Source organism: Agrobacterium sp. CG160-95 (assembly GCF_053521725.1).
The window spans coordinates 764,008-789,295 of the sequence record NZ_JBNWDU010000001.1 but is presented as its reverse complement, the minus strand read 5'-3'; the positions used below and the strand labels follow the sequence as shown (position 1 = coordinate 789,295).

Here is a 25,288-nt window from a genome sequence, read left to right as displayed (position 1 = left end):
TATGTGTGGCAGATAGAGCCGGATCGTATCCGGAGGCAAATGAATTTCTTTTAAAGATGCATGAAGCGCAATGGTTCAGCGCATGTCGCGTAAAACTGTGCAGCGGTTTTGCGATAAAGACATGTGCCAGATAGGTCAATTCCAGTCGCCGATCGATGCCTGAATGACCGCAAGGGCTGCGACCGCAGCCGTATCGGCCCTGAGGATACGCGGCCCGAGCGGAATGGGGGTGACGAAGGCAAGGCTGCGCAGCAACTCTCTTTCCTCTTCGGAAAACCCGCCTTCCGGGCCGACCAGAAGAGCGATTTTGCGTTCCTTGATGGATTGCAGGACAGGCAGCGGATTTTGCCCCGCGTCGCCCTCGTCGCAATAGATGATCCGTCGATCCTGGGGCCAGGTCTCGAGCATGTCTTTCAGTTTCACCGGCTCGGCCACGCCAGGCAACGACAGGATGCCGCATTGCTCGGCGGCCTCGATGGCATTGGCGCGCAGCTTTTCGGTATTGTGGATCTTGCCCTGCACATGCTGTGTCATCACCGGCTGCAAAAGACCGGCCCCCATTTCGACCGCCTTCTGCACCAGATAATCCATGCGTCCGACTTTCAGCGGCGCAAACAGGTAGTGCAGATCTGATGCCGACGGCTGGGGCCGTGTCTGTTCCAGAGGGATGAGGGTGATCTTCTTGCGGCTTGGAAAGGAGAGTCTCGCCTTCCATTCCCCGTCGCGGCCGTTGAACAGCAGGATTTCCGCGCCATCGGTCATGCGCAGCACATTGGCGAGATAATTGAACTGTTCGGTCGTCGCTTCCTGCGCCGCGCCCGCGACAAGCGGGGTTTCGACGAACAGGCGTTGCATCCGGAAATTTGCGCGCATGGGACTTTTCTGTTTCAGCGTCAGAGAAAGAGGAAGGACATAAGCCAATATAACAGTGCTGCAAGCGTAGCACTTGCGGGAACGGTTACCAGCCAGGCGGCGATGATGGTCATGAAGTGGGATCGCCGGACGAGATAACGGCGGCGTATCTCGGAAGGATTGTCCAGATATCGATCGGCCCGGCGGATTTGACTGGTGCCGGCCTGGACGAGTTCCTGCCGCCGTCGAGACGCCTGCGTGTACCATTCGCGGAAGAAGCCGACGCCGAACACGGCGCCGATCGCCGTATGGGTGGTGCTGACCGGCAGGCCGAAGCGTGAGGCGACGAGAACCGTCAGAGCCGTAGCCACGGAAACGCAGAAAGCGCGCATCGGGTTGAGCTTGGTGATCTGTTCACCGACAAGGCGGATGAGGCGCGGGCCATAGAGAAGAATACCGCAGGAAAGCCCGAATGCGCCGACCAGCATCACCCAGAGCGGCGCGCGGGCGGACGTCTCCACCGCCTCGTCGTGCAGCGCACGAACGATTGCCACCACCGGGCCGATGGCGTTCGAAACGTCATTTGCCCCATGCGCGAAGGACATGAGGCCAGCCGCAAGAACGAGCGGCCACTGAAACAGCGTTCGAAGCGACTGGTTGCGGTTTTCCAATCCCACCGATTGTTTGCGGATGATCGGCACGCACAGCCGCCAGGCGACGAGGCCGGTCAAAAGCCCGATGCCGCTTGCATGGCCAAGCGAGACATGCACGATCTGCCTCAGCCCAACCCAGATGAGATAAGCGGTGAAGACCCCGGTCATGATGCCGATCAGAACAGGAACCCAACGCTTCGCGGCGTCGATCTTGTCCTCCCGGTAGATGATGAATTCCTTGATGAAGGCAAGGAGGGCGATGGCGATGGCCGCGCTTATAAAGGGCGCTAGAACCCAGGCAAAGGCGATGCTGCCAAGCGATAGCCAGTCGACTGCCCGGATGCCATAGGCCGCCATTCCAGCCCCCGCAACGCCGCCAACCACCGTGTGGGTGGTGGAAATCGGCGCTTTCGTCCAGGTCGAGATATTGACGAGAAGACCGGCGGCGAGAAGGGCCGACAACATAGCCCATGAAAACACGGTGCGGTCGGGAATGGTCTGGATGTTGATGATGCCGCTGGAAATGGTCTCGACGACGTTGCCGCCGGTGATCAAGGCACCCGCGATTTCGCAGATGGCGGCGATGATGAGTGCCGCTGCAAGCGGCATCGCCTTGGCGCCGACCGCCGGGCCGACATTGTTTGTCACATCGTTCGCGCCGATGTTGATTGCCATATAGGCGCCGATGGCAACGGCTGCGATGATGATGACGGCGCCCGCCGTACCCGTGACGAAGGCGCCGGCAAATATCGCCGCCAGAACAACGAACATCACCCCCGCACCAAGGCCGGCAAGCTGCTGCGTGACGTGCAGCGTCGCCTCTTCGACACGGGTGATCTTCTCGAGATCCTTGTCGAGCGTCGGCTTCATGTTCGGTGGCGGCTTCATTGCCATTCAGACCTCGTTCGCCAGCATTCCCATTCGTCCGGCAATGTCGCGGGCTGAAGGCAATTTACAGAAAGACTGTTACATCTCGCACATCTTTCCAAAATGAAAGACAGTAAAAGCCATGTTGGAAAAACAAACTGCAGATTGCCACTATTCGGGCGTGGACGCTATTTCGAAAGCGCCATCCGCTTGTCGAAAGTGAGCATGAGCGCTTTCAGTTCCGGCTCGTTGACCCGTTTGGCGGCCTCTTCGGGAGTGACCCATTCAAGCCGTCTGGAATCCTTCTCGGGAAAGCTGTCCTGCAGCTCCGCCACTTCGAGCAGATGTACCTGAACCTTACACAGCACATTGATGCCGCTGTTCAGCTTTTTCTCATACTCATAAAAGCCGAAGGGGGCCTTATCCACCCTGCCTTTGACACCGGCTTCCTCGTAGGCTTCCTGTTCGGCAACTGCATGCGCCTTCTTGTTGGCCATGGGCCAGCCTTTGGGAATGACCCAGCGCCCCGTATCCCTGCTTGTCAGCAACAGGACTTCCGGCTCACGAAGTTTTTTGGACGATCGATAGCACAGCGCTGCGTATTGCTGTCGCGGCGGTCTGCGCAACATCAAGCCTACATCTGTCGCCAATCGATTCAAAATCTTCAATCCGTGTGGATCCTTCTTCGCCTGTTAGTCGTAACTGCTAATATAGATATCCTTTATGTCCCGCCAATCCCCTCTCACGCATAACCCACGATTGTCTTCATGCCGTTGAAGATCGTAGGCAGCAGGGGATGTGGCAGGGGTGCGAACGAAGGCTTTGCCCGGTACGTAACCGTCAGCGACCGATCGCGGGAATACTGCATTTTTTCTGTTTTACGCTATTCAGAACGCAAAACCGCTATGAATTATTGCCGGAACTGCGTTGGCCAGTGTGCAATCCCCAATTCTGGAGACCTTCGATCACACCGTCAGCTTCGGTCGCGCGCGAGAGGAAAAAACGGCTGTCATTGTTCGCCAGCGAAAGAAGCTCCGGCAGGGCATTGCCAACGATCACACCGCGAATACCATTCAACTCGAACATCGCCCGATCATTGCCAGTATCGCCCGCAACCACTGATTCGTCGAGACCAATGTGCAGTTGTCCACATAACCACGCCAATGCCGCACCTTTGTCTGCGGCCTTGGGTAATATGTCGAGGTCGCGGTTGCTGGAATAGACGATCCGGGCATCGATATCCGCCGCAACGAGCGTGTTTTCGATATCACTGAGCGTCTTCTCATCCGCACCATGCAGGAACCAGCTGGATTTGAGGCCATGCTGATAGCGTTCCGCCTGCATGGTCACACCCGGCAGGCCGGCCATGACATCGGCGATCTTTTGCCGGTCGAAACCCGTACCGAGCGAATGCGTATAGGCGCTTTCAAGCTCGCCCCGCTCTCTTGCGTGCAGCATGGTGCCGACCCCGCCGATAATGTAGTCGGGCCTCGGCAAGGGGACGTCTTCCAAAAGGGCGAGCTGGTCATCGACCAGCCTGCCGCTGTTAAAGACCAGAACCGGGCGAAGATCGTCCGGTAGCGAATGCCAGAAATCGCGGAACCGGCGCGTAGCGGCGTTATCGCCGACGACGGTTCCGTCGAGATCGGTGGAAAACAAGCGAAGCGGTTTCAATCGCCGTCGTTCCATGGTTCTGCCCAATCGGATTCTTCCAGAACCGGCATCAGCGGCCTGCCTTCCACCAGCGCCAGCAATTGCTGCGCGATTCCCGTCCAGGTAAACAGGCTGCGCGCCTTGTGCGCCCCCATGCGGGAAAGCCGCCCATACAGCCGCTCGTGCTTGAACGGCTTCATCATGGTGATGCCAAGGTCTTCCTTATCGAAAGGATCGGCAAACAGCGCGTGGCGGCCGTAGCTGACGGCGCGGAACAGCCCGCCGTGGATGGTTACCACGGTCGGAGTTCCGCTCGCCATCGCCTCGATTGCGGTCATGCCGAATGGCTCGTAACGGCTCGACAGAACGAAAAGATCGGCTGCCCGGTAGATATCAGGCAAATCCTCGTCCTCGACATAGCCGGAAAACGCCACCTTGTCCTCCAGCCCGAGCGATTTGACCCGCTCTTTCAGCTGATTGAGAATGGTGGTTTCCTGCTCGTCCATATTCTCGCCGCCGACGGCCAGATGAAGGCGGGCTTCCGGTTCGCGCGCCGCAAGAACCGAGAAGCCGTCGATCAAAAGGTCGTAACCCTTGTTGGTGGCAAGGCGTCCAAGCGCCAGCACCACCTTGCCCTCGAAACCGAAACGCTGCCGGATCATTTGCCGCGTCGCATCAGAGACGGGGAAGAAGCGGTTGTCGTCATAACCCGGCGGGATCATGTGGATGTGCTTGCGCTTCAGACCGTAATCTTCGATCAGGACGTCGAGTTGCACCGGCGTCGTCGCAATCACCATGTCGCAACTGCGATAGATGATGAGTTCGTGCTGGATACGTTCCTTGAAATTGAACTCGAGTTCGAAGGTATCGGCCTTTTCCGGGTAATCGGTTTCCATCTGGCGTTTTTTCCAGAGGCCGAGCGAATGCGGCGTGTGCAGATGCGGGACTTTCAGCGCCTCGGAAAGCCGCTGCCCGGCAACGCCCGCATCCCAGTAGTGGCTGTTGATGAAAGAGTAGTTGAGGTTGTTTTTCTTGATGAAGCGCAACGCGTTTTCGCACCATTCCATCAGGTGGCGGTGCAGATATTCCTTGGGAATGAAATCGCGCCCGCCGCAGGGAATGCGCACCACACGGACGCGCTCGTCAACCTCGTCGAATTCCGGCTGGTCTTCGAAGCGGCGGGTATAGAGATCAACGGTGTAACCGAGCTGGCCGAGTTTGCGTGCAAGCTCAAGCACATAAACCACTTGTCCCCCGGTGTCCGCTGCGCCGAGTGGCGGGTGCGCGGCGACATAGCCATGCGTCGATATGAGAGCTATCCTTGGATAGCGTTCAGTTTCGCTCGTGGTCGTCATGGGTCCCATCTTGGTAAATTTTTCCAATTAACCCCAGAAAAAGACCAAAGAGGACAAAAGGTTCCATAAAATCTGAAGAAAAGCGATGCCGCATTTCGTCTGAAGCTGTTTTCAGGCGTTGCGCTGCTGTTGTCGCAGGCGTGAAATCCGGTCCCATTCCCTTGCCTGATGCGCCTTTGATGTGGTGTCCACGATGAAATCGATATGGGTTTCCGCCGCAGCCCTTGCCCCTGCCGCATTACTGCCCGCAATGGCCTCGTGGATGGCGATATGCTGTCTCAACACCTCGTCATGCGCACCTGCGACGCTGAATATGAGATGGCGGTTATAGAAGATGTCGTCGCTCAGGAGCCGGTAGCAGGACCGCAATGTGTGCATCAGCACGATATTATGTGCCGCCTCGCCGATGGCGTTGTGAAATTCCACATCGCTTGCAAGTTCTTCTTCGAAGCGGCCAGCCTCATGGGCCTCCCGCATTTTTTCGACGATAGCCGCAAGGTTGCGCCTGTCCGGTTCCGTCGCCCGCTGTGCCGCAAGTTCGGCGGTCATGCCTTCGATATATCGGCGATATTCCAGAAAATCCCGCGTTGCGCGGCTGTGGCGTGTGATCAGCGCGCTCAAGGGATCGGAAAAGACCGGACCGACAATATCGGCCACATAAGTCCCACCGCCGTGCCGGCTGGTGAGAAGGCCGCGCGTTTCGAGTTCCTTCAGCGCTTCCCGCAGGATTGGCCGCGAGACATCGAGCTTCTGCGCCAGTTCACGCTCGCCGGGCAGCCGGTCGCCATCCCGCAATATGCCGTCGAGGATGAGCTCCTCGAAACGTAAGATCACCTCCTGCGATGTGCGGCTGTGCTCTATTCGGGCGAACAGTGTTTCGTCCATCGCAACATTCTCCGGCGAAGTCCCGCCCCGTATTCGATGAGGCAAATTATCAGCGAAGCATCGCACTGGTCAAATATTCTGTCCAGTTCTGCCGTAAGCTCTGCGCCATGCCTGCGGCAACACGGCACCTGCCTTTTTAAACTGGCTTTTGTTAAAGCACCCGCACAGGGTGGTGATGGCGGTTTTTCTCCGTCAGGTGCATCAAAACAATTACATCTGCTTCGATTGCGGTGTCGTCATCGCGATGGATGTTCTAGAAAACCGGCGAAACAGGCGGGGACGATATCGCAATGGCCAAGGGTAGATTTGCTTTCGCAAGCGCGCCGGAAAGATCGCTGGCTCTCGGCGAGGTTCATGCGCGGCCGACCGTGCTTCTTGCGCCGTCGCGTATCATCGTCCAGCTTGCCTTCATGATGGATGGCGGTTCTGCCGTGCATCACTCGGTCATTGCGGAAATGTCGCGCAGCCGGGGTGTCGCGCCGCCGGAACGCGATGCCCGCCACCATGCCATGCCCTGGGGGCAGGGCACGCTGCGCTGGGAGCGGCATACCGAATTCTCTACATGGTTCTGGGATGGCCCCGCGCCGGAAAAATTCGGCGGCGATATTGTCGGCGATCCGTTCGGCGACGGTTTTTCACCACCCGGCTCCCTGATATCAGGCATACGGCTGGAAATCCGTCCAGAAGGCGCAACGGCGCCCAACGCGGAGACCATGTTCGAGCCGACGAGCCTCTGTTACAGCGACGTGCGCGACGGGCAGGCGGCGATCCTCACCGATTTCCGTCAGGATCGCGACGGGTTGACGCAGATATTGGTGATCGACCGTGGCTTGAGCGATTACAGCCGCGGTGCGCTGGTGCAGCGGATGCTGGATATCGAGACCTATCGCACGCTCGCCATGCTTGGACTGCCGATGGCGCAGACGCTGTCGCCGGAAATCCGTCGCATCGAAGATGGCCTGACGGGAATCACCCAGCGCATGAAAAACGGCGCGCGCGACGAGGCCGATGCGCTGCTGGCGGAGATGACCCGGCTTGCGGCGGAACTGGAAGCCAATGCCGCGCTCAGCCTCTATCGTTTTGGCGCCAGCCGCGCCTATGACGGTATCGTGCATGAACGTATTCGCGCGCTTGCGGAAACGCCGGTTCAGGGGCACGAGACCATGGGCAGCTTTCTGGAAAGGCGCCTGGCGCCCGCCATGCGCACCTGCCAGTCGGTCGAGGAGCGGCAGGCCAACCTGTCGCGCAAGCTCTATCGCGCTACGGCACTCGTCAGAAGCTGGATCGACGTGGAACTGGAACGGCAGAACACGGTGCTCCTGAACACCATGAATAAGCGCGCCGCCATGCAGCTTCGCCTGCAGCAGACGGTGGAAGGCCTGTCCGTCGCCGCCATCTCCTATTACGTCGTCGGATTGATCGGTTATCTCACCAAGGCGATCAGCCACGACGTGCTGCCGGTTGATCCCGCCGTGGTCACCGGTCTTTCCGTTCCCTTTGCCGTGCTGGGCGTCTGGTGGGTGGTGCGCCGCATTCGCCGCTCCCATGTCGAGGGCGGGCACTGAATACCGGCGTCAATCATGCTCCCAATAGGGTGAGGGGCCGTAAAGTCCGGCGAGATAGTCGATGAACAGCCGCACCTTCGCGGGCAGGAACTGGCGGCTTGGATAGACCGCCGACAGCGTGACGTTTCGCGATCCCTCATAGCTGGGTAGAACCTGCACCAGCCGGCCGGCGCGCAATTCGTGGCCGATATCCCAGGTGGAGCGCAACGCAATTCCCAGTCCCGATATCACCGCCTCGCGGATCACTTCGCTGGAATTGGTGACCAGCATGCCTTCCGGGCGGATGCTGAGCGCCCCGCCCGGTCCTTCCAATCGCCAGATATCGTTGTTGTGGGCTGGCAGGCAGCGGTGCTTCTTAAGGTCCTCGATCGTCGCCGGCATGCCGTGGGCAGTGACATATTCCGCCGAGGCGCATAGCACGCGGCGCACCGGCGCCAGCCGGCGGGCGACGAGGCTGGAGGAATTGAGATCGGCGATGCGGATCGCCAGATCGTAACCGCCTTCGATGATATCGATGAATTCGTCGCTGAGCACCAGATTGACCGACAGGTCCGGGTGGCGCTCCATGAACCTCTTCAGATGCGGCGCAATATGCATGCGACCGAAGGAGGTGGGAGCTGAGATTTTCAGCGTGCCGTTGACGGTGTTGGCGCGCCCAGACACGAAATCCTCGGCATCCTCCAGCCCTTCCAGCACGGCAAGTACCCGTTCGTAAAAGCCCTGGCCCGCTTCGGTCAGTGAGATCTGCCTTGTCGTGCGCTGGAACAGCCGTGCGCCGAGCTTTTCTTCCAGCCGCTTGATGCGCTTGGAAATAACAGCGGGCGAATAACCAAGCTCCTTGGCGGCAAGCGACATGCTGCCGGAGGCGGCAACGGTTGCGAAGACCTCCAGATCGCCCAGATTTGTCACAGTTGCCTCCCGATTATTTCCAGAACGGAAAAAATCCTTAGCATTTGATTGCGCTCCTTCAAAGTGGTAAAGAAACAATACCACTTGGCAAGACGTGCATGGAGGAGGGGGCGGTGACGCAGCCGATCAAGTTTCTGGAGCCGCGTGCGGCGGTTTTATCGAGCCGTGACCGCATCATATCCGATCTGAAGGATATCTTGGCCGAGGACTGTCTCGTGCACGAGCCGCGTGAGCTCGTGCCTTTCGAGACCGACGCTTTCGTCTCCTACCGCCGCCTGCCGCTGGCCGTCGCCCTGCCGAAGACCACCGAAGAGGTCGCAGCGGTACTGAAATATTGTCACCGTTACGGCATTCCTGTCGTGCCGCGCGGCGCGGGCACCTCGCTTTCCGGCGGCGCCATTCCGCAGGAAGATGCGGTGGTGATCGGCCTTTCGAAGATGTCCGCGATCCTCGAACTCGATTTTTACAATCGCACGGCAAGGGTACAGGCGGGCGTCACCAATCTCTCCATTTCCGATGCGGCCGGTGCGGAAGGCTTCTTTTATGCGCCGGACCCAAGCTCGCAGCTTGCCTGCACCATCGGCGGCAATGTCGGCATGAATTCCGGCGGTGCGCACTGCCTGAAATACGGTGTCACCACCAATAATCTGCTCGGCGTAAAAATGGTGCTTGTCGATGGCACGGTGCTGGAGCTGGGCGGCAAGCATCTTGACGCCGCCGGTTACGATCTTCTCGCCCTCGTTTGCGGTTCGGAAGGCCAGCTCGGCATCGTCACAGAGGCGACGGTGCGGCTGATTGCCAAGCCGGAGGGCGCGCGCCCGGTGCTGTTTGGTTTCGAAACCTCCGAAGAAGCTGGCTCCTGCGTGGCCGATATCATCGGCGCGGGCATCATTCCTGTCGCCATCGAATTCATGGACAAGCCGGCAATCGAGATTTGCGAGGCCTTCGCCAGGGCCGGATATCCGCTGGATGTCGGCGCGCTGCTGATCGTCGAGGTCGAAGGCTCGGAGGCGGAAATGGACGCCATGCTGGCCGATATTGTCGCCATTGCGAAAAAACACGGCGTGAAGACGGTCAGGGAATGCCAGTCGGCCATGGAGGCCGCGGCGATCTGGAAGGGCCGGAAATCCGCTTTCGGCGCAACGGGCCGCATCGCGGACTATATCTGCATGGATGGCACGGTGCCGCTTTCCCAGCTTTCCTATGTGCTGAAAAAAACAAGCGAAATCACCGACCGCCTCGGCCTTCGCGTCGCTAATGTCTTTCATGCGGGCGATGGCAACATGCATCCGCTGATCCTGTTCAACGCCAACGATCCGCAAGACGCCGCCCGGGCCGAAGAGGCGGGCAATGAAATCCTGAAGCTCTGCGTCGATGCGGGCGGTTGCCTCACCGGCGAACACGGTGTCGGCATCGAAAAACGCGACCTGATGCGGCACCAATATGCCGAGGCTGATCTTGCCCAGCAGATGGCGGTTCGCGCTGCTTTTGACGAGGGCTGGTTGATGAACCCTTCCAAGGTGTTTCCGCTGGAGGGGAGGGGATGATGTACTTTAGCTTTGTAGCCTTGGTGGGTGCGGCTCACCCCTCCGTGCCCGGCAGGGCAGAGGAGGGTATCTCTTGCTCGGGGCGCACCCCATGCTGACCCCTTATGCAGAAACCCAGGTCGCCGACATCATCCGCGACCACACAACCCGAAAAACCCCGCTGAAAATCATCGGCGGCAACACCCGCTCCGGTTTCGGCAATGCGGTCGAGGCAGATGAAACGCTTTCCTCCCGCGCAATGTCTGGCATCATCGCCTACAACCCTGCTGAAATGGTCATGACGGTCAAAGCAGGCACACCGCTCGCCACCGTCGAGGCCGCCCTTGCCGAAAACCGGCAGATGATGGCCTTCGAGCCGATGGATCACCGCCCGATCATGGGAACCACAGGCGAGCCGACCATCGGCGGCGTCTTTGCTGCCAATGTTTCCGGCCCGCGCCGTTATGTGGCTGGTGCGGCGCGTGACAGCCTGCTCGGCATCCGTTTCGTCAATGGAAAGGCGGAAGTCATCAAGGCGGGCGGCCGGGTAATGAAGAATGTCACCGGGCTAGATCTTTCGAAGCTTCTGGCGGGTTCACACGGCACGCTCGGTTTTCTCACGGAAGTAACCTTCCGCGTGTTGCCGAAACCGCCAGCGGAAAAAACCGTGGTTGTCTGCGGTCTGGACGACGAGGCCGCGACGCGGATCATGGCGGCAGCGATGGCGATGAGCGTCGAGGTTTCCGGTGCGGCCCATCTGCCGGAAAGCGTTCGCTCCCATTTCATCGCAGGCGCGCTGCCGGAAGGTCCTGCGACAATCCTGCGGCTGGAAGGGCTCGGGGCTTCCGTCGAGGCGCGCGCGGCGAAACTCCTATCCGTCATGGATCGGGTTGGCCCATGGGCGCTGCTGGAAGGCGAGGAGAGTGCTGTTTTATGGCGGCAGGTGCGGAATGTCGCGCCCTATGCCGGGCAAGATGCCAAACCGCTCTGGAAAGTCTCGGTCGCGCCGAGCGAAGGCCACAGGCTGGTTGCTGCGTTGCGCATGGAAGCGGGCATCGATGCCTTTTATGACTGGCAGGGTGGTCTCATCTGGATGCAGATGGAGGCGGACCCGGAAGCGGAATTGCTGCGCGGTGCCATCCGCGCGCTCGGCGGCGGGCACGCCACCTTGATACGGGCGAGCGACGCGGTGCGCGCCACCGTGCCGGCATTCGAACCGCGCCCGGCGGCGGAGGCCATATTGTCTGCGCGCATCAGGGAAAAGCTCGATCCGGCGGGCATCTTCAATCCTGGCAAGATGGGAAGGGCCGTCTGAACCATGCAAACATCCTTCACGCCCGAGCAACTGGCTGATCCGCAAGTGGCGGAATCCGAAAAAATCCTGCGCAAATGTGTGCATTGCGGCTTCTGCACCGCCACCTGTCCCACCTATGTCACGCTTGGCAATGAGCTGGACAGTCCGCGCGGCCGCATCTACCTCATCAAGGACATGCTGGAAAATAGCCGCCCGGCAGACCGCGAAGTCGTCACCCATATCGACCGCTGCCTGTCCTGCCTTGCCTGCACCACCACCTGTCCGTCCGGCGTCGATTACATGCATCTGGTCGATCACGCCCGCGCCCATATCGAACAAACCTATAAACGTCCCTTCATGGACCGCCTGACCCGCAATCTTCTGGCTGCGGTTCTGCCTTATCCCGGTCGCTTCCGGCTGGCCTTGCATCTGGCACGGATCACGCGACCCTTCGCCGGTGTGCTCGCGAAGTTTCCCGCGCTGAAACCGCTGCAATCCATGCTCGCTCTCGCCCCGGCTTCCGTGCCCGCCGTTTCAGCTTCTGCCCGTCCGGGTGAACGGTCAGCCGAAGGTGAAAAGCGTGGACGTGTCGCCATTCTTACCGGCTGCGCCCAGCCGGTGCTTGACCCTGGTATCAACGAGGCGACGCTGCGTCTTCTGGCGCGGCTTGGCGTGGAGGTTGTCGTGCCGAAGGGGGAAGGCTGCTGCGGATCGCTGGTGCATCATATGGGGCGCGAGGCCGAGGCGCTCGCCGCCGCCCGCCGCAATGTCGATGTATGGATGCGTGAAATGGAAAATGGCGGCCTCGATGCCGTCATCATCACCGCATCCGGCTGCGGCACGACCATCAAGGACTACGGCCATATGCTGCGGCTTGATCCGGCCTATGCGGACAAAGCCGCACGGGTATCGGCACTCGCGAAGGACATCACCGAATATCTTGCCACGCTCGACCTGCCGCAAAAGGAAAGCCAGGGCCTGACGGTTGCCTATCATTCGGCCTGCTCCATGCAGCATGGCCAGAAGATCACCATGGCACCGAAGCAATTGCTGAAAGCGGCTGGTTTTACCGTCCGCGATCCGGCGGAAGGGCACCTCTGCTGCGGGTCGGCCGGAACCTATAACATCATGCAGCCGGAGATCTCAGGAAAGCTGAAGGCGCGCAAGGTGAGGAACATCGAAGCCACACGCGCGGATGTCATTGCCACCGGCAATATCGGCTGCATCACTCAGATCGCGACTGGCACGGAAATGCCGATCCTGCACACGGTCGAGCTGCTGGACTGGGCTTATGGCGGACCGAAACCCGCGAGGCTTTTGGCTTAGAGCGCCGTTCGCTTGTAAGGGCCATGGGACCCGACACAAGGCTCGGGCCGGTGCGTCGTTCGCTCTCCTCATCCCTGTGCTTGTCGAAGGGATCCAGTCAGCCCAGATCCTTGGGCTTGAAGGCCTCTTCTTGAAGCGCAGACGCGCGTCGGATGTATTCCTGTGACAAGCACAGGAGTGAGGTTTGAGGGTAGCTTGGCACCTGTCGGAAAGCGCCCTCTATTTCCATCCCAGTTTTAGAACTTGTAGGCCACGCCGAAGTTCACCGCATTGGTCATGATATCGGTTTTAAGCTTGCCGCCATTGTCGATATCCACGTCGATAAAGGAGTAGGTGCCTTTATATTCCACGAAGGTCGACCAGTTGTCGGTTATGCGGTAGCTAAGGCCGGCCTGCGCCTGCAGGGTTGCGCCACCGAACTGGTATTCGAAGGTTTTGCCGGAAGCCCGGGTAACCTCCACATGCGGCACGTTGATGCCAACGCCCGCGCCCACGTAAGGCGTCAGGCGCCAGGTCTCCAGCGGGAAACGATAGAGCGCGTTCAGCGTCAAAAGGTTCAGGCCGTCGGTGAACTCGAAATGCGACCAGCCGGAACGCGCCAGCGTCTGGTCGTCGGCATAGACCTTGTCATGGGTGTAATCGAGCGAGATGCCGAGATTGTTGAGCTGGCCTTCCTCGAACCAGTACGTGCCGCGCACCCCCCAATAGGCCGGGCTCGAAAATGACTTGCCTTCCCACCCCGCCCGGAAGTCCGTTCCGTCCGAAACCGTGACATCGCTGTGCGGGGCGCTTTGCCAGCCGCCGTAACCGGAAAATTCAAATTCCCCCGCGATTGCGGAAGAGAAGGAAACGCCGCTGAGCAGCAGGGCGCAAAGAATGGAAACGTGGCGCAGCATGGGGAGAATCCAGTTTGGTGTTGAGGACACACCAAACCGCTTTTTAGTAACATTTAAATGACAGAAACTAAAAACGGGCGGTCAGTTGACCACCCGTTTCAAGGCCGTTCCATCATCCCCCTGAGAGAGGTCCGGCGCCTGGCGTCCCCCGCCAAGTCTCCTTCAATCAATCTAGTAGCGATTGTACCGCTGCGGGGCATCAATTCAAGCGCGATCTGCCGCGGTGTGGGCTGCAAGTCCGCGTATTAGCGGCACCGTTGCCGTCATATCACAATGACTGTTGTTCCGACGTTCACACGCTCGTAAAGATCGGTGACATCCTCGTTGCGCATGCGGATGCAGCCTGAGGAATTGTTGCTGCCGATCGTCCAGGGCTGGTTGGTACCGTGGATGCGGTAAAGCGTGGAGCCGAGATACATGGCGCGCGCGCCCATCGGATTGGCAGGGCCGCCTTCCATGAAGGCCGGAAGGTAGTGTCCCTTGGTCGCTTCGCGGCTGATCATTTCTTTCGGGGGCGTCCAGCTCGGCCATTCCGCCTTGCGGGTCACCTTGTGCGTTCCGGCCCATTCGAAACCGGGCTTGCCGACACCGACCCCGTAACGACGGGCCTTGCCATCCGCCATGACGAGATAGAGGAAGCGGTTCGGCGTATCGATGACGATGGTGCCGGGCTTCTGGGTGGTCTGGTAGCTCACGATCTGGGGCAGGAATTGCGGGGCGATCTGCGTGCGCACCGGCGCATTCGGGCGAACGGCGGCGTTCTGTACCCGGGCCGGGCGCTGCGAGGTGACGCCGGAGCTTGGGCGCTGCGGCATGGCGGCCTGGCGCTGCTGGAAGAAAGGCTGGCGGGCTGCTGGCGCGCGCGGGTAAACGACGGGCCGCACATTGCCGCCACCAAGCTGCGTTACCCAGGGGGCGGAAAGGTCTGGACTGACGACGACAGGCGGGCGCTCCCGGTAACGCTCACCAGCTGCGGCGGCCGGGGCGGCGAAGGTGGAAACGAGGCTCAGCGCCAGAAAAACGGACTTCATCGTCATCGGGTGGACTCTCTCTGCGGTATGTCGCAACAATAGCAATTGCGGGATCATTCGCCCGCCTTGCCGGCTACGTTCGCACCTTGACGCCAGCGAATCGTAAATGGCTGTTCATTAAAAAGCGCTTGATTAGAAAAAGCTGGATTTAAGGTTAGCGACCCGTTTTGAAACGTGGTGAATGAGTGGTAAGTGCGCGCATCACGCCGGTCACGGGCGGGAGCGAAAAAGGGTGGTTGCGGTATGAACGAGGCGGGACTTGAAACGGGCGCGGATGGCCGCGTGCGGTGTTTCTGGCAGCAGGGACTTGAGGATTACAGCCGCTACCATGACAGAGAATGGGGTTATCCCGTCACCGACGATCGTCGCCTGTTCGAGAAGATATGTCTCGAGGGCTTCCAGTCCGGGCTCTCTTGGCTGACGGTGTTGCGCAAGCGCGAGGCTTTCCGTCTTGCCTTTGCCAATTTCGAATTCGAAAAAGTGGCGGAGTTCGGTGAAGCCGACATTGAGCGCTGTGTTGCGGACAAGGGCATCATCCGTCATCGCGGCAAGATCGTGTCAACCATCAACAATGCCCGTCGCGCCATAGCGCTCCGGGACGAATTCGGTTCGCTTGCCCATTATTTCTGGGGGTTCGAGCCTTCCGCCGCAGAAAGGCCGCAAAGGCTGGACTATGCGACGTTAAGGGCCAACCCCACCAGCGACGCGTCCATTCGTCTTTCCAGGGATTTGAAAAAGCGCGGCTGGACCTTCGTCGGCCCGACGACCGTCTATGCATTCATGCAGGCCATGGGTATGGTCAACGATCATATCGAAGGCTGTCATTGCCGTGAGCCGATCGAGGCCATGCGGCGGGAGTTTGTACGTCCATGAAAGCAAAGTCCCTTCTTCTGGCTTTTGCCATGGCCGTGGCGGCCGTGCCGCATCCATCCTCTGCGGAAAGCCGCAACGTCGACGGCATCTGGCTGGACGACGGCGAAAGGCTCAAGGAAGTTGCCCTGCCGCCCACCGGGCCGCTGAAACTAGATGGCTGGACACGGCGCGGCCGTGGCGATGTCTACCGCCTGAAGGTCAAGGCCGGGCAGACGATGAAGGTCGAGCTTACCTCTTCCAGCGAATTTGTCCTGATGGCGATCTTTGATTTTTCGACGCCGGATCAGGACGCGATCTTTTTCAGCGACTCCGAAGGTAAAATCGCCACGTTGACGCCGAAGGCGGATACCGAATGGCTGATCCGCCCGACGCTTATCTTGGGATCACCGCGTCGCGGGCTCGGCGCGCATTATATCCTGACGGTCAGCACTCAGAAATAACGGCCCGCCGCACCTTCAGGCCGTTTGCGTCAGCGCGATCAGGCCGAAGCTCAAGATTCCAAGCAGCACGAGCGAGAGGCTGGCGGCGACGATGACCTTGCCCCCGGCATGGCGAAGGCTGCGAATGTCGACCGACAGCCCAAGCGCCGCCATCGACATGATGGTGAGGATGTTGGAGAGCGAGGCGAGGGGGCCGAGCAGAACCTCGGGAATAAGGCCGAAGGAACGGGCCATGATCATCAGCACGAAGCAGATGATGAACCACGGAACCATCTGCTGCAACTTCAGCCGGCCCTTGCCGGACTGGCCGTGGATGACGGAGAGGGCAGCAATGACCGGCCCCAGCATCAGGACGCGTATGAGCTTGACGATTGTCCCGGTCTGCACCGCAACGGCGCCGAGCGGGGCGGTGGCTGCTAGCACCTGCGGTACGGCATAGACCGTCAGGCCAGCGAAGATGCCATATTGGGTGGCATCAAGACCGAGAAGCTGCGGCAGAAACGGCATCAGCAGAACGGCGGCGACACCGAGAACGGCTGTAAAAGCAATCGAGGCGGCGACATCTTCTGGCTTGGCGCCAATGGCGGGCGCTGCCGCCGCAATGGCCGAATTGCCGCAGATGGAATTGCCGCAGGCGATAAGGGTTGCGAGTTTGGGTGGCAGCCCCAGCATCCGTCCGGCGGCATAGCTGAAGATCAGCGACAGGGCGACGATGACAGCGATGCCGCCGATCAGCAAACCGCCGGCGCCTTTTAGAATGGCAAGGCTCAAGGATGCGCCAAGAAGCGCCACCGCAATCTCGAGCAGGGTCTTGGCACTGAACTTGATGCCGGCCGACGCAACCGCTGGCAGCGACACGAGCGAACGCAAAAGCGTACCGATCAGAATAGCCAGCACCAGATCGCCGAGCCATGCATGTCCGGCAAGCCGCACCTGAAATCGTTCCGCCAGAATGGCAGCGCAACTGACCGCCGCGCAAAGCAGAATGCCCGGCAGAAGCGGGGTCAGCGAACGAAAAGAAGACTGGAAGGGATGAGTGAGGGTGCGATGCTGTGCCATGGCCAGACAATGCCGGAATGGCCTGTTTTATTCTATCAAATAATATGGCATATATTATTCGATAAAATCGAATGAAAAAGCCATGACCTTCGAACAACTCCGCATTTTCATCGCCGTCGCCGAACGCGAGCACCTGACAAGGGCCGCGCAGGCAATCGGTTTGACCGCCTCGGCTGTCAGTTCCGCTATCAAGAATCTCGAGGCCTTTTATAATGTCGAGCTGTTTCATCGCGTCGGCCGCAATATCGAATTGACCGAAAGCGGACGGGTGTTTCTGGGTGAGGCCAGGGCGACGCTGGCGCGTGTACGCAGCGCCGAACTGATTCTCTCCGAAATGGGCGGTCTGACGCGCGGCGAAATCACTGTCTGCGCCAGCCAGACCATTGCCAGCTACTGGCTGCCGCCGATCCTCATGCAATTCAAGAAGCTTTATCCGGGTGTGACGCTGAAACTCGATATCGGCAATACGAAAACGGTAACGCAGGCCGTGCTCGATGGGCTGGCTGAGGTCGGCTTCATCGAGGGCAAGATCGACGAGCCGGCGCTGATGGTGCAGCCCGTGGTATCCGACAAGCTTCTGGTCGTCACCGGCTCCGCCCACCCCTTCGCCGACGGCCGTTATCTCACCGCCCTCGATATTCTATACGGAACGTCCTGGGTGTTGCGCGAACAGGGTTCCGGCACCCGCTCCGCCTTCGAGGCGGCGGTGCGGCAGATGGGTGTCGACCCGGCAGATCTTTCCGTGATGCTGGAACTGCCCTCCAACGAGGCCGTGGTGATGGCGGCACGCTCCGGCGGCGCGGCGACAGCGGTTTCCGCTTCCGTCGCCTCCCTCTTCTTACGCCAGGGATTGTTGGTCCGCGCCGGCATCGATCTGCCCGCCCGCAATTTTGCTCTGTTGCGCCACAAGGAACGTCACACTAGCCGTGCCGCCATGGAACTGGAACGCCTCAGCCGTGCCGCCTCGGAGGACTACAAGGCCGGTCTTGCCGGTTTGTAGGTCGAAAGGCCGCGCGGCATTATCGGGATCGCGGTGCGCGGGCAGAGCCTATCACGTCAGCTCATGCCCAACGACGTGATGAACGATTCGATAGTCCCTGCTTTCCTCTCCCAACGGAACGAGTGGCCATTCCCATGCGGCGGCCGGCGCGGACAGATCAACACCGTGCAGCAAGTCCTCGTGCTGGTGCAGGCTGCCGTCTTTGCCGATAACGTCAAAGGATGTGTCCGTTATCAGGCACACCTTGCAGGGAAGGGCGGCCAGCGCATCCAGATGCGTCTGAATGAGCCTCGGCAAAAGGTCATCAGGCGCGCCGGCAATCTTCTCCCGCTCCAGCCGATGCCGCGCGCCGGTGCCGATCTGTGACAGGAGGTTGGCCGAGACGACGAAATCCAGATAGGGCACCCGCCGCAGGAACTCGAGCGGTTCCGGTTCTTTACCTGCAACGATGTCGTCAAAACCGGAAAGATCGCGGTTGACGATGCGCACATTCTTTTTGGAATTGAAGCGTAGCTTCGCCTGCACGCTGGCAAGATGCACCAGATCGACCAGAACCACGGTATCGAACATCGCCACCAGCGCATCGTATGGCACGTCGCGCAGCAGACCCGACCCGAGCACCACCGCCGTCCGTCTCTGTTTGAGTTTTCTCGCCGATTGCAGCACAAATTGCTGGCTGTTGTTTTCATGCTCCGCCCATGCTGTTGCGCAGCGATTGGCGCGCGCCCATAGATTGACGGAATAGCGGATATGCGGCCGGAATGGTTTCGGCGTGGCCGCACGCGTGGCGGCATATTGCAGGGCTTCGAGGATCATTGATGCCTAACGGTAAATTTCGCGGCGATGGCCAATTTCCACCACCAGCACGACAAGCTTGTGGTCCTGTATATCGCAGATGATACGGTAATCGCCTACCCGGTAACGCCAGAAGCTGCCGAGTTCTGAGCCTTGCAGGGCGGCACCTGTCTGGCGGGGATTGTCGTCCTGGACGACCCGGTCCGCCAGAAAAGAAACGATGCGGTTCGCGTCCTGCTTTGCCAACTTTCCAAGCTGTTTGACGGCTCGGTGCTGAAATTCAATTTTCCAGGTCAAGATCGCGCATCACTTCTTCCAGATTATAGGTGCGCTCTTTATTGGCAATGCGCTGTCGCGTCGCCTCTTCGGCTAGATAGAGATCTTCCATATCCTCGATATGTTTCTCAATCGCCTCGCGGATATAGTATGCGGACGTACGGCCCGTGCGCTCGGAAAGCGCTTTCAGCCGTTCATAGGTCTCGTCCGGCAGGCGGATGGCAGTCTGTTTGCTCATTGCTTGCGCCCTTTTCGACTAAAATGGGATACATGCATCCCATATAGCATTGTTTGCCCCGTGCGGCCAGTGGAACCAGAGGCTTTGCGGCTTGCCGCACCGGGCTTCATCATCTAATACACCGGCATAATTTCAGAAAAATATCGGATCGGCATCATGAGCGAAAAAGCAAAAAAGCCTCAGAAACTGAAAGCCCGCCTGCCGCGTGGCTTCGTGGACCGTTCTGCTGCCGATATCCATGCCACCAATGAAATGATCGACAAGATCCGCAAGGTCTACGAGCTTTACGGCTTCGATCCGGTGGAAACACCGCTGTTTGAATATACCGATGCGCTCGGCAAATTCCTGCCTGATAGCGACCGTCCGAACGAGGGCGTATTTTCGCTGCAGGATGACGACGACCAGTGGATGAGCCTGCGTTACGATCTCACTGCACCGCTTGCCCGCCATGTCGCGGAAAATTTCAACGAAATCCAGCTGCCCTACCGTACCTATCGCGCCGGTTATGTGTTTCGCAATGAAAAGCCCGGCCCCGGCCGCTTCCGCCAGTTCATGCAGTTTGATGCCGATACGGTCGGTGCTGCCGGTGTGCACGCCGATGCCGAAATGTGCATGATGATGGCCGATACGCTGGAAGCGCTTGGTATTGCGCGCGGTGATTATGTCATCCGCGTCAACAACCGCAAGGTGCTGGACGGCGTCATGGAGGCCATCGGCCTTGGTGGCGTGGAAAATGCCGGTCGTCGCCTGAACGTGCTGCGCGCCATCGACAAGCTCGACAAGTTCGGCCCTGATGGCGTGAAGCTGCTGCTCGGTCCCGGCCGTAAGGATGAGTCCGGCGATTTCACCAAGGGTGCGGGTCTCGGTGAAGAGCAGATCGAAAAGGTTCTGTTTTTCGTCGGCATCAAGGATTATGTGGAAAGCGCCGATGATCTTGCAAAACTGGTTGCGGGCACATCCAAAGGCGCGGAAGGCGTCGATGAACTGAACATCATCGGCTCTCTGGTTTCCGGTGCCGGTTACGATGCGACGCGTATCAAGATCGATCCCTCCGTCGTGCGCGGTCTCGAATATTACACCGGCCCTGTCTATGAGGCCGAACTGACCTTCGACGTCACCAACGAAAAGGGCGAAAAGGTCGTCTTTGGCTCGGTCGGCGGTGGCGGCCGTTATGATGGTCTCGTCTCTCGCTTCATGGGTCAGCCGGTTCCGGCAACAGGCTTTTCCATCGGCGTTTCCCGTCTGATGACGGCCTTGAAGAACCTCGGCAAACTCGGTCAGGTCAAGCCGCTCGCCCCGGTTCTCATCACCGTCATGGATGGCGATGTGGACAGCATGGGCCGTTACCAACGCTTCACACAGGCGCTGCGTGCCGAGGGCATCCGCGCCGAAATGTACCAGGGCAACTGGAAGAAATTCGGCAATCAGCTGAAATATGCCGACCGTCTCGGCTCCCCCATCGCCATCATCCAGGGCGGTGACGAGCGCGCCGAAGGCGTCGTGCAGATCAAGGATCTGATCGAAGGCAAGCGCCTCTCCGGCGAGATCGAGGACAATGCCAGCTGGCGCGAAGCGCGGGTGGCACAGATCACCGCGCCGGAGACGGAACTGGTGGCGAAGGTTCGCGAGATTCTGGAACATCATGCAGAGGACGTTCGCCGCGCCGCTGAAGGGCGCTGAGGCGATGGCGATCCTCGCGCTCGATCACCTTCAACTGGCGATGCCCGTCGGCCGGGAAGACGAGGCGCGAGCCTTTTATGGCGACCTGCTCGGCTTTGCGGAGCAGGCGAAACCCGCCAATCTGGCGGCGCGCGGCGGATGCTGGTTCTCATCTGAACCGATAAAACTCCACCTCGGCATCGATCAGGATTTCAGACCTGCCAGGAAAGCCCATCCTGCCTTTCTGGTAGACGATCTCAATATCTTGCGAAAAACACTTGAAACTGCAGGCTACCATGTGGTTGAGGATGAGCCGCTCGAAGGATATCACCGGTTTTATGTCCTTGATCCCTTCGGAAACCGCATCGAAATGATGCAGCCGCTCGAACCGTGACGAAAAGTACCGTTCCATGCCCCTGATCGACATGCCGGAATTTTCCGGAGAGCTACTGGAAGAATTCGCCGCGCGCCGCACAAGTCGTGTGAATACGCCTGTCATCCAGCCTGCCGAACCGTTTCTGGATATGGCGGGCGAGGATTTGCGCCGGCGTATTTTCATGACGGAGAGCGAGACAGGTGAAAGCCTTTGTCTGCGCCCGGAATTCACTATTCCCGTCTGCCTGCGCCATATCGAGACAGCGACGGGTACGCCGAAGCGTTACTCCTATCTGGGTGAGGTCTTCCGCCAGCGCCGGGAGGGTGCGAACGAGTTTTATCAGGCCGGCATCGAGGATCTTGGCGATACCGATATCGCCGCCGCCGATGCCCGCGCCGTGATTGATGCAACCGCCATTCTGAAACGCCTTCTGCCTGGCCGTTCGCTCGCCGTCACGCTGGGCGACCAGCAGGTGTTCGAGGCGGTCGTTGCAGCGCTCGGCCTGCCGCTCGGTTGGCAGAAACGGCTGGTGCAGGCTTTCGGCGATATGGCGCAGCTCGACGCGCTGCTGGAAAGTCTTGTGCACCCCAAGCCCATGACCGGCCTTGACGCGCGGGTCGCCGGCCTTCTGGCGACGGGCGAAGAGGCGGTGCTGGTCGATTATCTCGACACGGTAATGCAGGAAACCGGCTATTCCACCAATGCCAGCCGCTCGCCGCAGGAAATCGCCCGCCGTCTGCGGGAAAAGCTGGCGCTTGCCGCCACGCGTCTGCCGGATGAGAGTTTCGAACTGCTCAAGCAGTTTCTGGCCCTGCAGGCGCCCTTGCCGCAGGCCTCGCAAGTTCTGGCCGATTTTGCCGCAAAGGCTAAGCTGAAACTGGACGGTGCGCTTTCCGCTTTCGATAAGCGTGTCGCGGCCCTTGCGAATGCCGGGGTCGATCTCGAAACAGTCAGCTACGGCGCGGCCTTCGGCCGTCCGCTCGATTATTATACTGGACTCGTTTTCGAGGTGATGGAAGAAGGTAGCGATAGCGTTCTGGCCGGTGGTGGCCGTTTTGACCGACTGCTGACGCTGCTTGGCGCGCAGGAAAAAATACCGGCCGTGGGCTTTTCCCTCTGGCTGGATCGCATCGAAACGGTGCGCGGGAGCGATAAGCCATGATCACCATTGCCTTGCCCTCCAAGGGCCGGATGAAGGAAGACGCCTCCGCCGTTCTGGAACGCGCCGGGCTGAAGGTCGCAGCTGTCGGTAACGACCGGTCCTATCGCGGCCGCATCGAAGGGCGCGACGATATCGAGATTGCCTATCTCTCAGCCTCCGAGATCGCCCGCGAAATTGGTGCTGGCAGCGTGGATTTCGGCGTGACGGGTGAAGACCTGGTACGAGAGGGGCTGACCAACGCCGATGCGCAGGTGGAATTCTGCGCCCGCCTCGGTTTCGGCCATGCCGATGTCGTTGTCGCCGTGCCGGAAATCTGGCTGGATGTGGACAGCATGGCCGATCTCGGCGATGTGGCCTCGGAATTCCGTGCCCGTCATGGTCGCCGTTTGGCAATCGCAACCAAATACTGGCGGCTGACGCAGCAGTTCTTTTCGCGCCAGCACGGCATTCAGCTTTACCGTATTGTCGAAAGCCTTGGCGCCACCGAAGGTGCTCCGGCGGCAGGGCAGGCGGATATCATCGTCGATATCACCTCCACCGGCTCGACGCTGAAAGCTAACCACCTGAAAATCCTCTCCGACGGCATCATCGTCCGCTCGGAAGCCTGTTTCGTGCGCGCCCGCAAGCCGGACCACGAAGGTGATCCGGCGGTTCAGGAGATCGCGGCGCGAATAAAAGCGGCTGTCTGATAGCATAAAAGAAAAAAGCCGCCGGAGCGATCCGGCGGCTTTTTTCTTGGTCAGCCTATGGGTTCAGGCGCGGGCGGTAACGAAGCCGCGCTTTGCGTCGACGGAGTAGGCGCCTGCACCGAAGGTTGCGAGCAGGATATAGGCGCCGGCAAGGGTGATGTTCTTCATCAGCATGATGCCGTTCAGTGTGTTGATCCAGCCGAGAGCAGGCTCAGGCCAGCCGGGAACGGCAACGGTGCCGCTGTGGAATACGAGGCCGGTGAACACGCAGAATGCTGCAAGCGCCCATGCGGCGATCTTCGTCTGGAAACCGGCGAGAATGGCAAGACCGGCAACGAGTTCGAACAGGCCGGCAAGATAGGCAAGCGCGGTTGCGGCAGGCATGCCGGCGCCCGAGATCATGCCGGCAGTGCCAGCCGGATCGGTGAGTTTGCCGAAGCCGGAATAGATGAAGATGAAGGAAAGCAGAATGCGGGCGATGAGAACGAGAGCGTTCTGGCTGCTGGACATGGAGTATCTCCGGTAAGTGATCGGCGTGTCGCCGGTTAAACTGCAAGGTGATGTCTGGAGATATCAATGACCGAAAATCATGCATCTATAAAGATGAACAATAGAAGACAAATTGTCTTCATTTTGTGAACGACCAACAATGTCGTTCAATGACATTGAGCGCGCATCCCCGTTTGAACGGGACCATTCGACTCGATCTATCTATTTGTTTTAACAAATTTTCCTGACATAAAGCCGCTGCGCAGTTTTACTGGAAACGCGCTAGGCGGCGAAGCGCATATCCTCGAAACGCGGAAACAGGAAGAGCCCCGAAATGCGCCCTTGCTGGCCGATCTCGAAACCCGAGGATTCGCCCATGCAAATAAGCGGCTGCCGCATTGCCGGCAGGGTGAACAGGCCGGTGGAAAAGCAGAAGCGTGAGGGTGCGGCGGAAGCCTGTTCGAAAATTTCGAGCACGCGGTCGTGGTGACCCCGATCATAACAGCGGATCAGGCTGAGCAGGCCGCACTCACCCTGCGGCAGCCCATGCATGAAAGATGCATGTTCGCCAAGCTTGATGACGCCGCTCGAAAGATCGCCGCTCCATTCCTCCGAAATAAAGAAATGCGAGAGGGTCTGAGTATCCGGCATGGTTGTCGCGGCCGCAGGCAGAGCATCGTTGCGTCTTGATATTTCGAACAAATCGCGCCCCCGCATGAACATCGTACCAGCGCTGCAATCTCAAGCGTCGCTGCCAAGTTGATTTTTCATCGCCATCCGCATTCGAGCGTGCCTGCCAAGCATCGAACCCCTTCAATGCTTGCATCCCGCCGCGGCACCCTCACGGGCGCTGACTTATAGTTTATTTTCTTCTACCCACAACAACCTGTCAGAGAGAAAATCAAAAATAATATGTATTCCTTCATCGTAATCGCGAAATATATGAAAAAAAGACAACTAAATGTCGTGCTTATAAACTGGAGAGGGCGAAAATCCGCCCCATCGGCAATTGTGATTCGCCTCTATCGGCACCCGATTATTGCACGCGCTGCCAAAAACAAGCCGACTAAAGTTATCGCTGTTTCAAAAAGAGACAATATTTTTTAAGCCCGATCCCGGCAAGTGAAGATATCGCGCCAGCTGTCCCAAGGGGCATGGGCGGCAACGAAAAAGGGCGATCCGAAGACCGCCCTTTCGTATTCCAGTGACAGGACTGATTGGAAGTCCATGCCGCCCGTCTGGCGCGCTTGCGACGCCAGATCACCAAAAGGCATGGGCGGCAACGAAAAAAGGGCGATCCGAAGACCGCCCTTTCGTATTTCAGTGACAGGACTGATTGGAAGTCCATGCCGCCCGTCTGGCGCGCTTGCGACGCCAGATCACCAAAAGGCATGGGCGGCAACGAAAAAAGGGCGATCCG

At 59.3% G+C, this 25,288-nt stretch carries 27 protein-coding genes; 11 read left to right on the top strand and 16 right to left on the bottom strand.

Translation table 11 applies throughout. The annotated features are described in order from the left end of the window. Positions 1 to 135: 135 nt before the first annotated feature. The 6 genes from ACQZ63_RS03995 to ACQZ63_RS03970 form a co-directional block, all read right to left on the bottom strand. On the bottom strand, positions 136 to 873 hold the full coding sequence (locus ACQZ63_RS03995) for a 16S rRNA (uracil(1498)-N(3))-methyltransferase (RefSeq protein ID WP_162763579.1): 738 nt from the start codon (positions 871 to 873) through the stop codon (positions 136 to 138). A 20-nt stretch (positions 874 to 893) separates the two neighbouring features. Next, on the bottom strand, positions 894 to 2,399 hold the full coding sequence (locus ACQZ63_RS03990; RefSeq protein ID WP_035252035.1) for an inorganic phosphate transporter: 1,506 nt from the start codon (positions 2,397 to 2,399) through the stop codon (positions 894 to 896). Between the two features lie 161 nt (positions 2,400 to 2,560). Beyond that, positions 2,561 to 3,001 carry an NUDIX hydrolase gene (locus ACQZ63_RS03985; RefSeq protein ID WP_162632874.1) on the bottom strand — a complete coding sequence of 147 codons (441 nt, stop codon included), beginning with the start codon at positions 2,999 to 3,001 and terminating at the stop codon, positions 2,561 to 2,563. Positions 3,002 to 3,275: 274 nt separating this feature from the next. After that, positions 3,276 to 4,046, bottom strand: a complete 771-nt coding sequence (locus ACQZ63_RS03980) for an HAD-IIB family hydrolase (RefSeq protein WP_111804414.1) — start codon at positions 4,044 to 4,046, stop codon at positions 3,276 to 3,278. Next, positions 4,043 to 5,389 (bottom strand): glycosyltransferase family 4 protein, encoded by a 1,347-nt coding sequence (locus ACQZ63_RS03975; RefSeq protein WP_004432251.1) that lies wholly within the window; start codon positions 5,387 to 5,389, stop codon positions 4,043 to 4,045. Before ACQZ63_RS03975 ends, ACQZ63_RS03980 begins: the two co-directional genes overlap by 4 nt. A gap of 102 nt (positions 5,390 to 5,491) precedes the next feature. Continuing rightward, entirely contained in the window at positions 5,492 to 6,265 is a 774-nt protein-coding gene (locus tag ACQZ63_RS03970; RefSeq protein WP_019564254.1) for a FadR/GntR family transcriptional regulator, read from the bottom strand. A 290-nt stretch (positions 6,266 to 6,555) separates the two neighbouring features. Here ACQZ63_RS03970 and ACQZ63_RS03965 point away from each other — a divergent pair, with 290 nt between their 5' ends. Further along, a complete protein-coding gene (locus ACQZ63_RS03965) occupies positions 6,556 to 7,830 on the top strand; it encodes a DUF3422 family protein (protein WP_113555483.1) in 1,275 nt (424 codons plus the stop codon). Positions 7,831 to 7,839: 9 nt separating this feature from the next. Here the strand turns inward: ACQZ63_RS03965 and ACQZ63_RS03960 are convergent, their stop codons facing one another. Further along, positions 7,840 to 8,739 carry a LysR family transcriptional regulator gene (locus ACQZ63_RS03960; RefSeq protein WP_065703868.1) on the bottom strand — a complete coding sequence of 300 codons (900 nt, stop codon included), beginning with the start codon at positions 8,737 to 8,739 and terminating at the stop codon, positions 7,840 to 7,842. A 98-nt stretch (positions 8,740 to 8,837) separates the two neighbouring features. On the opposite strand from ACQZ63_RS03960, the gene ACQZ63_RS03955 reads away from it, so the two are divergent. The 3 genes from ACQZ63_RS03955 to glcF all read left to right on the top strand — a co-directional run bounded on the left by ACQZ63_RS03955 (position 8,838) and on the right by glcF (position 12,885). Beyond that, a complete protein-coding gene (locus tag ACQZ63_RS03955; protein WP_236762564.1) occupies positions 8,838 to 10,286 on the top strand; it encodes an FAD-linked oxidase C-terminal domain-containing protein in 1,449 nt (482 codons plus the stop codon). Positions 10,287 to 10,377: 91 nt separating this feature from the next. Further along, the gene (glcE, locus tag ACQZ63_RS03950; protein WP_065658317.1) at positions 10,378 to 11,580 is read left to right on the top strand and encodes a glycolate oxidase subunit GlcE; all 1,203 of its coding nucleotides are present in this window, start codon (positions 10,378 to 10,380) and stop codon (positions 11,578 to 11,580) included. A gap of 3 nt (positions 11,581 to 11,583) precedes the next feature. Then, the gene (gene glcF / locus ACQZ63_RS03945; protein WP_113157280.1) at positions 11,584 to 12,885 is read left to right on the top strand and encodes a glycolate oxidase subunit GlcF; all 1,302 of its coding nucleotides are present in this window, start codon (positions 11,584 to 11,586) and stop codon (positions 12,883 to 12,885) included. Positions 12,886 to 13,121: 236 nt separating this feature from the next. Here the strand turns inward: glcF and ACQZ63_RS03940 are convergent, their stop codons facing one another. Together ACQZ63_RS03940 and ACQZ63_RS03935 are read right to left on the bottom strand one after the other, a co-directional pair. Then, complete coding sequence (locus tag ACQZ63_RS03940; RefSeq protein WP_013635541.1) at positions 13,122 to 13,781, bottom strand: outer membrane beta-barrel protein; 660 nt, start codon at positions 13,779 to 13,781, stop codon at positions 13,122 to 13,124. A 263-nt stretch (positions 13,782 to 14,044) separates the two neighbouring features. Next, the gene (locus ACQZ63_RS03935; protein WP_004432233.1) at positions 14,045 to 14,818 is read right to left on the bottom strand and encodes a L,D-transpeptidase; all 774 of its coding nucleotides are present in this window, start codon (positions 14,816 to 14,818) and stop codon (positions 14,045 to 14,047) included. Between the two features lie 237 nt (positions 14,819 to 15,055). Between ACQZ63_RS03935 and ACQZ63_RS03930 the strand changes: the two genes are divergently transcribed. Together ACQZ63_RS03930 and ACQZ63_RS03925 are read left to right on the top strand one after the other, a co-directional pair. Continuing rightward, positions 15,056 to 15,685, top strand: a complete 630-nt coding sequence (locus ACQZ63_RS03930) for a DNA-3-methyladenine glycosylase I (RefSeq protein WP_065661330.1) — start codon at positions 15,056 to 15,058, stop codon at positions 15,683 to 15,685. Next, on the top strand, positions 15,682 to 16,125 hold the full coding sequence (locus tag ACQZ63_RS03925; RefSeq protein WP_004432223.1) for a hypothetical protein: 444 nt from the start codon (positions 15,682 to 15,684) through the stop codon (positions 16,123 to 16,125). The genes ACQZ63_RS03930 and ACQZ63_RS03925 overlap by 4 nt, the downstream gene beginning before the upstream one ends. A 15-nt stretch (positions 16,126 to 16,140) precedes the next feature. Here ACQZ63_RS03925 and ACQZ63_RS03920 read toward each other — a convergent pair whose 3' ends face one another. Beyond that, complete coding sequence (locus ACQZ63_RS03920; RefSeq protein WP_019564245.1) at positions 16,141 to 17,184, bottom strand: YeiH family protein; 1,044 nt, start codon at positions 17,182 to 17,184, stop codon at positions 16,141 to 16,143. 82 nt (positions 17,185 to 17,266) lie between these two features. Between ACQZ63_RS03920 and ACQZ63_RS03915 the strand changes: the two genes are divergently transcribed. Next, positions 17,267 to 18,184 carry a LysR substrate-binding domain-containing protein gene (locus ACQZ63_RS03915; protein WP_004432220.1) on the top strand — a complete coding sequence of 306 codons (918 nt, stop codon included), beginning with the start codon at positions 17,267 to 17,269 and terminating at the stop codon, positions 18,182 to 18,184. A gap of 51 nt (positions 18,185 to 18,235) precedes the next feature. Here ACQZ63_RS03915 and ACQZ63_RS03910 read toward each other — a convergent pair whose 3' ends face one another. From ACQZ63_RS03910 to relB, 3 genes are read right to left on the bottom strand one after another with little or no spacing between them, the layout of a single operon-like run. Further along, complete coding sequence (locus tag ACQZ63_RS03910; protein WP_448799086.1) at positions 18,236 to 19,000, bottom strand: hypothetical protein; 765 nt, start codon at positions 18,998 to 19,000, stop codon at positions 18,236 to 18,238. Positions 19,001 to 19,006: 6 nt separating this feature from the next. After that, the gene (locus ACQZ63_RS03905; protein ID WP_004432216.1) at positions 19,007 to 19,276 is read right to left on the bottom strand and encodes a type II toxin-antitoxin system RelE family toxin; all 270 of its coding nucleotides are present in this window, start codon (positions 19,274 to 19,276) and stop codon (positions 19,007 to 19,009) included. Next, positions 19,260 to 19,493, bottom strand: coding sequence for a type II toxin-antitoxin system RelB family antitoxin (relB, locus tag ACQZ63_RS03900; protein WP_004432214.1), 234 nt, complete (start codon positions 19,491 to 19,493; stop codon positions 19,260 to 19,262). The genes ACQZ63_RS03905 and relB overlap by 17 nt, the downstream gene beginning before the upstream one ends. A 156-nt stretch (positions 19,494 to 19,649) precedes the next feature. Here relB and hisS point away from each other — a divergent pair, with 156 nt between their 5' ends. The 4 genes from hisS to hisG are packed head-to-tail and all read left to right on the top strand — an operon-like array spanning position 19,650 to position 23,379. Next, complete coding sequence (hisS, locus tag ACQZ63_RS03895) at positions 19,650 to 21,173, top strand: histidine--tRNA ligase (protein ID WP_113555481.1); 1,524 nt, start codon at positions 19,650 to 19,652, stop codon at positions 21,171 to 21,173. A gap of 4 nt (positions 21,174 to 21,177) precedes the next feature. Next, positions 21,178 to 21,546: a VOC family protein gene (locus ACQZ63_RS03890; protein ID WP_065688461.1), complete on the top strand. Its 369-nt coding sequence runs from the start codon at positions 21,178 to 21,180 to the stop codon at positions 21,544 to 21,546. A 16-nt stretch (positions 21,547 to 21,562) separates the two neighbouring features. Next, the gene (locus tag ACQZ63_RS03885; RefSeq protein ID WP_004432209.1) at positions 21,563 to 22,690 is read left to right on the top strand and encodes an ATP phosphoribosyltransferase regulatory subunit; all 1,128 of its coding nucleotides are present in this window, start codon (positions 21,563 to 21,565) and stop codon (positions 22,688 to 22,690) included. Continuing rightward, positions 22,687 to 23,379 (top strand): ATP phosphoribosyltransferase, encoded by a 693-nt coding sequence (gene hisG / locus ACQZ63_RS03880; protein ID WP_065688313.1) that lies wholly within the window; start codon positions 22,687 to 22,689, stop codon positions 23,377 to 23,379. Before ACQZ63_RS03885 ends, hisG begins: the two co-directional genes overlap by 4 nt. Before the next feature lie 63 nt (positions 23,380 to 23,442). Here the strand turns inward: hisG and ACQZ63_RS03875 are convergent, their stop codons facing one another. From ACQZ63_RS03875 to ACQZ63_RS03865, 3 genes are all read right to left on the bottom strand, one after another. Then, the gene (locus ACQZ63_RS03875) at positions 23,443 to 23,889 is read right to left on the bottom strand and encodes a DoxX family protein (RefSeq protein ID WP_013635551.1); all 447 of its coding nucleotides are present in this window, start codon (positions 23,887 to 23,889) and stop codon (positions 23,443 to 23,445) included. A gap of 261 nt (positions 23,890 to 24,150) precedes the next feature. Beyond that, positions 24,151 to 24,585, bottom strand: coding sequence for a hypothetical protein (locus tag ACQZ63_RS03870; protein WP_025592588.1), 435 nt, complete (start codon positions 24,583 to 24,585; stop codon positions 24,151 to 24,153). A gap of 355 nt (positions 24,586 to 24,940) precedes the next feature. After that, the coding region (locus ACQZ63_RS03865) for a hypothetical protein (protein WP_448799085.1) at positions 24,941 to 25,288 on the bottom strand (348 nt) is incomplete at its 5' end.

Bases quoted from the DNA above. Each gene is read 5' to 3' on its own strand.
- ACQZ63_RS03995 (WP_162763579.1), bottom strand. From the start codon at position 873: ATGCGCGCAAATTTCCGGATGCAACGCCTGTTCGTCGAAACCCCGCTT.
- ACQZ63_RS03990 (WP_035252035.1), bottom strand. From the start codon at position 2,399: ATGGCAATGAAGCCGCCACCGAACATGAAGCCGACGCTCGACAAGGAT.
- ACQZ63_RS03985 (WP_162632874.1), bottom strand. From the start codon at position 3,001: ATGTTGCGCAGACCGCCGCGACAGCAATACGCAGCGCTGTGCTATCGA.
- ACQZ63_RS03975 (WP_004432251.1), bottom strand. From the start codon at position 5,389: ATGGGACCCATGACGACCACGAGCGAAACTGAACGCTATCCAAGGATA.
- ACQZ63_RS03970 (WP_019564254.1), bottom strand. From the start codon at position 6,265: ATGGACGAAACACTGTTCGCCCGAATAGAGCACAGCCGCACATCGCAG.
- ACQZ63_RS03965 (WP_113555483.1), top strand. From the start codon at position 6,556: ATGGCCAAGGGTAGATTTGCTTTCGCAAGCGCGCCGGAAAGATCGCTG.
- ACQZ63_RS03955 (WP_236762564.1), top strand. From the start codon at position 8,838: ATGGAGGAGGGGGCGGTGACGCAGCCGATCAAGTTTCTGGAGCCGCGT.
- glcE (WP_065658317.1), top strand. From the start codon at position 10,378: ATGCTGACCCCTTATGCAGAAACCCAGGTCGCCGACATCATCCGCGAC.
- glcF (WP_113157280.1), top strand. From the start codon at position 11,584: ATGCAAACATCCTTCACGCCCGAGCAACTGGCTGATCCGCAAGTGGCG.
- ACQZ63_RS03940 (WP_013635541.1), bottom strand. From the start codon at position 13,781: ATGCTGCGCCACGTTTCCATTCTTTGCGCCCTGCTGCTCAGCGGCGTT.
- ACQZ63_RS03935 (WP_004432233.1), bottom strand. From the start codon at position 14,818: ATGACGATGAAGTCCGTTTTTCTGGCGCTGAGCCTCGTTTCCACCTTC.
- ACQZ63_RS03930 (WP_065661330.1), top strand. From the start codon at position 15,056: ATGAACGAGGCGGGACTTGAAACGGGCGCGGATGGCCGCGTGCGGTGT.
- ACQZ63_RS03925 (WP_004432223.1), top strand. From the start codon at position 15,682: ATGAAAGCAAAGTCCCTTCTTCTGGCTTTTGCCATGGCCGTGGCGGCC.
- ACQZ63_RS03920 (WP_019564245.1), bottom strand. From the start codon at position 17,184: ATGGCACAGCATCGCACCCTCACTCATCCCTTCCAGTCTTCTTTTCGT.
- ACQZ63_RS03915 (WP_004432220.1), top strand. From the start codon at position 17,267: ATGACCTTCGAACAACTCCGCATTTTCATCGCCGTCGCCGAACGCGAG.
- ACQZ63_RS03910 (WP_448799086.1), bottom strand. From the start codon at position 19,000: ATGATCCTCGAAGCCCTGCAATATGCCGCCACGCGTGCGGCCACGCCG.
- relB (WP_004432214.1), bottom strand. From the start codon at position 19,493: ATGAGCAAACAGACTGCCATCCGCCTGCCGGACGAGACCTATGAACGG.
- hisS (WP_113555481.1), top strand. From the start codon at position 19,650: ATGAGCGAAAAAGCAAAAAAGCCTCAGAAACTGAAAGCCCGCCTGCCG.
- ACQZ63_RS03890 (WP_065688461.1), top strand. From the start codon at position 21,178: ATGGCGATCCTCGCGCTCGATCACCTTCAACTGGCGATGCCCGTCGGC.
- ACQZ63_RS03885 (WP_004432209.1), top strand. From the start codon at position 21,563: ATGCCCCTGATCGACATGCCGGAATTTTCCGGAGAGCTACTGGAAGAA.
- hisG (WP_065688313.1), top strand. From the start codon at position 22,687: ATGATCACCATTGCCTTGCCCTCCAAGGGCCGGATGAAGGAAGACGCC.
- ACQZ63_RS03875 (WP_013635551.1), bottom strand. From the start codon at position 23,889: ATGTCCAGCAGCCAGAACGCTCTCGTTCTCATCGCCCGCATTCTGCTT.
- ACQZ63_RS03870 (WP_025592588.1), bottom strand. From the start codon at position 24,585: ATGCGGGGGCGCGATTTGTTCGAAATATCAAGACGCAACGATGCTCTG.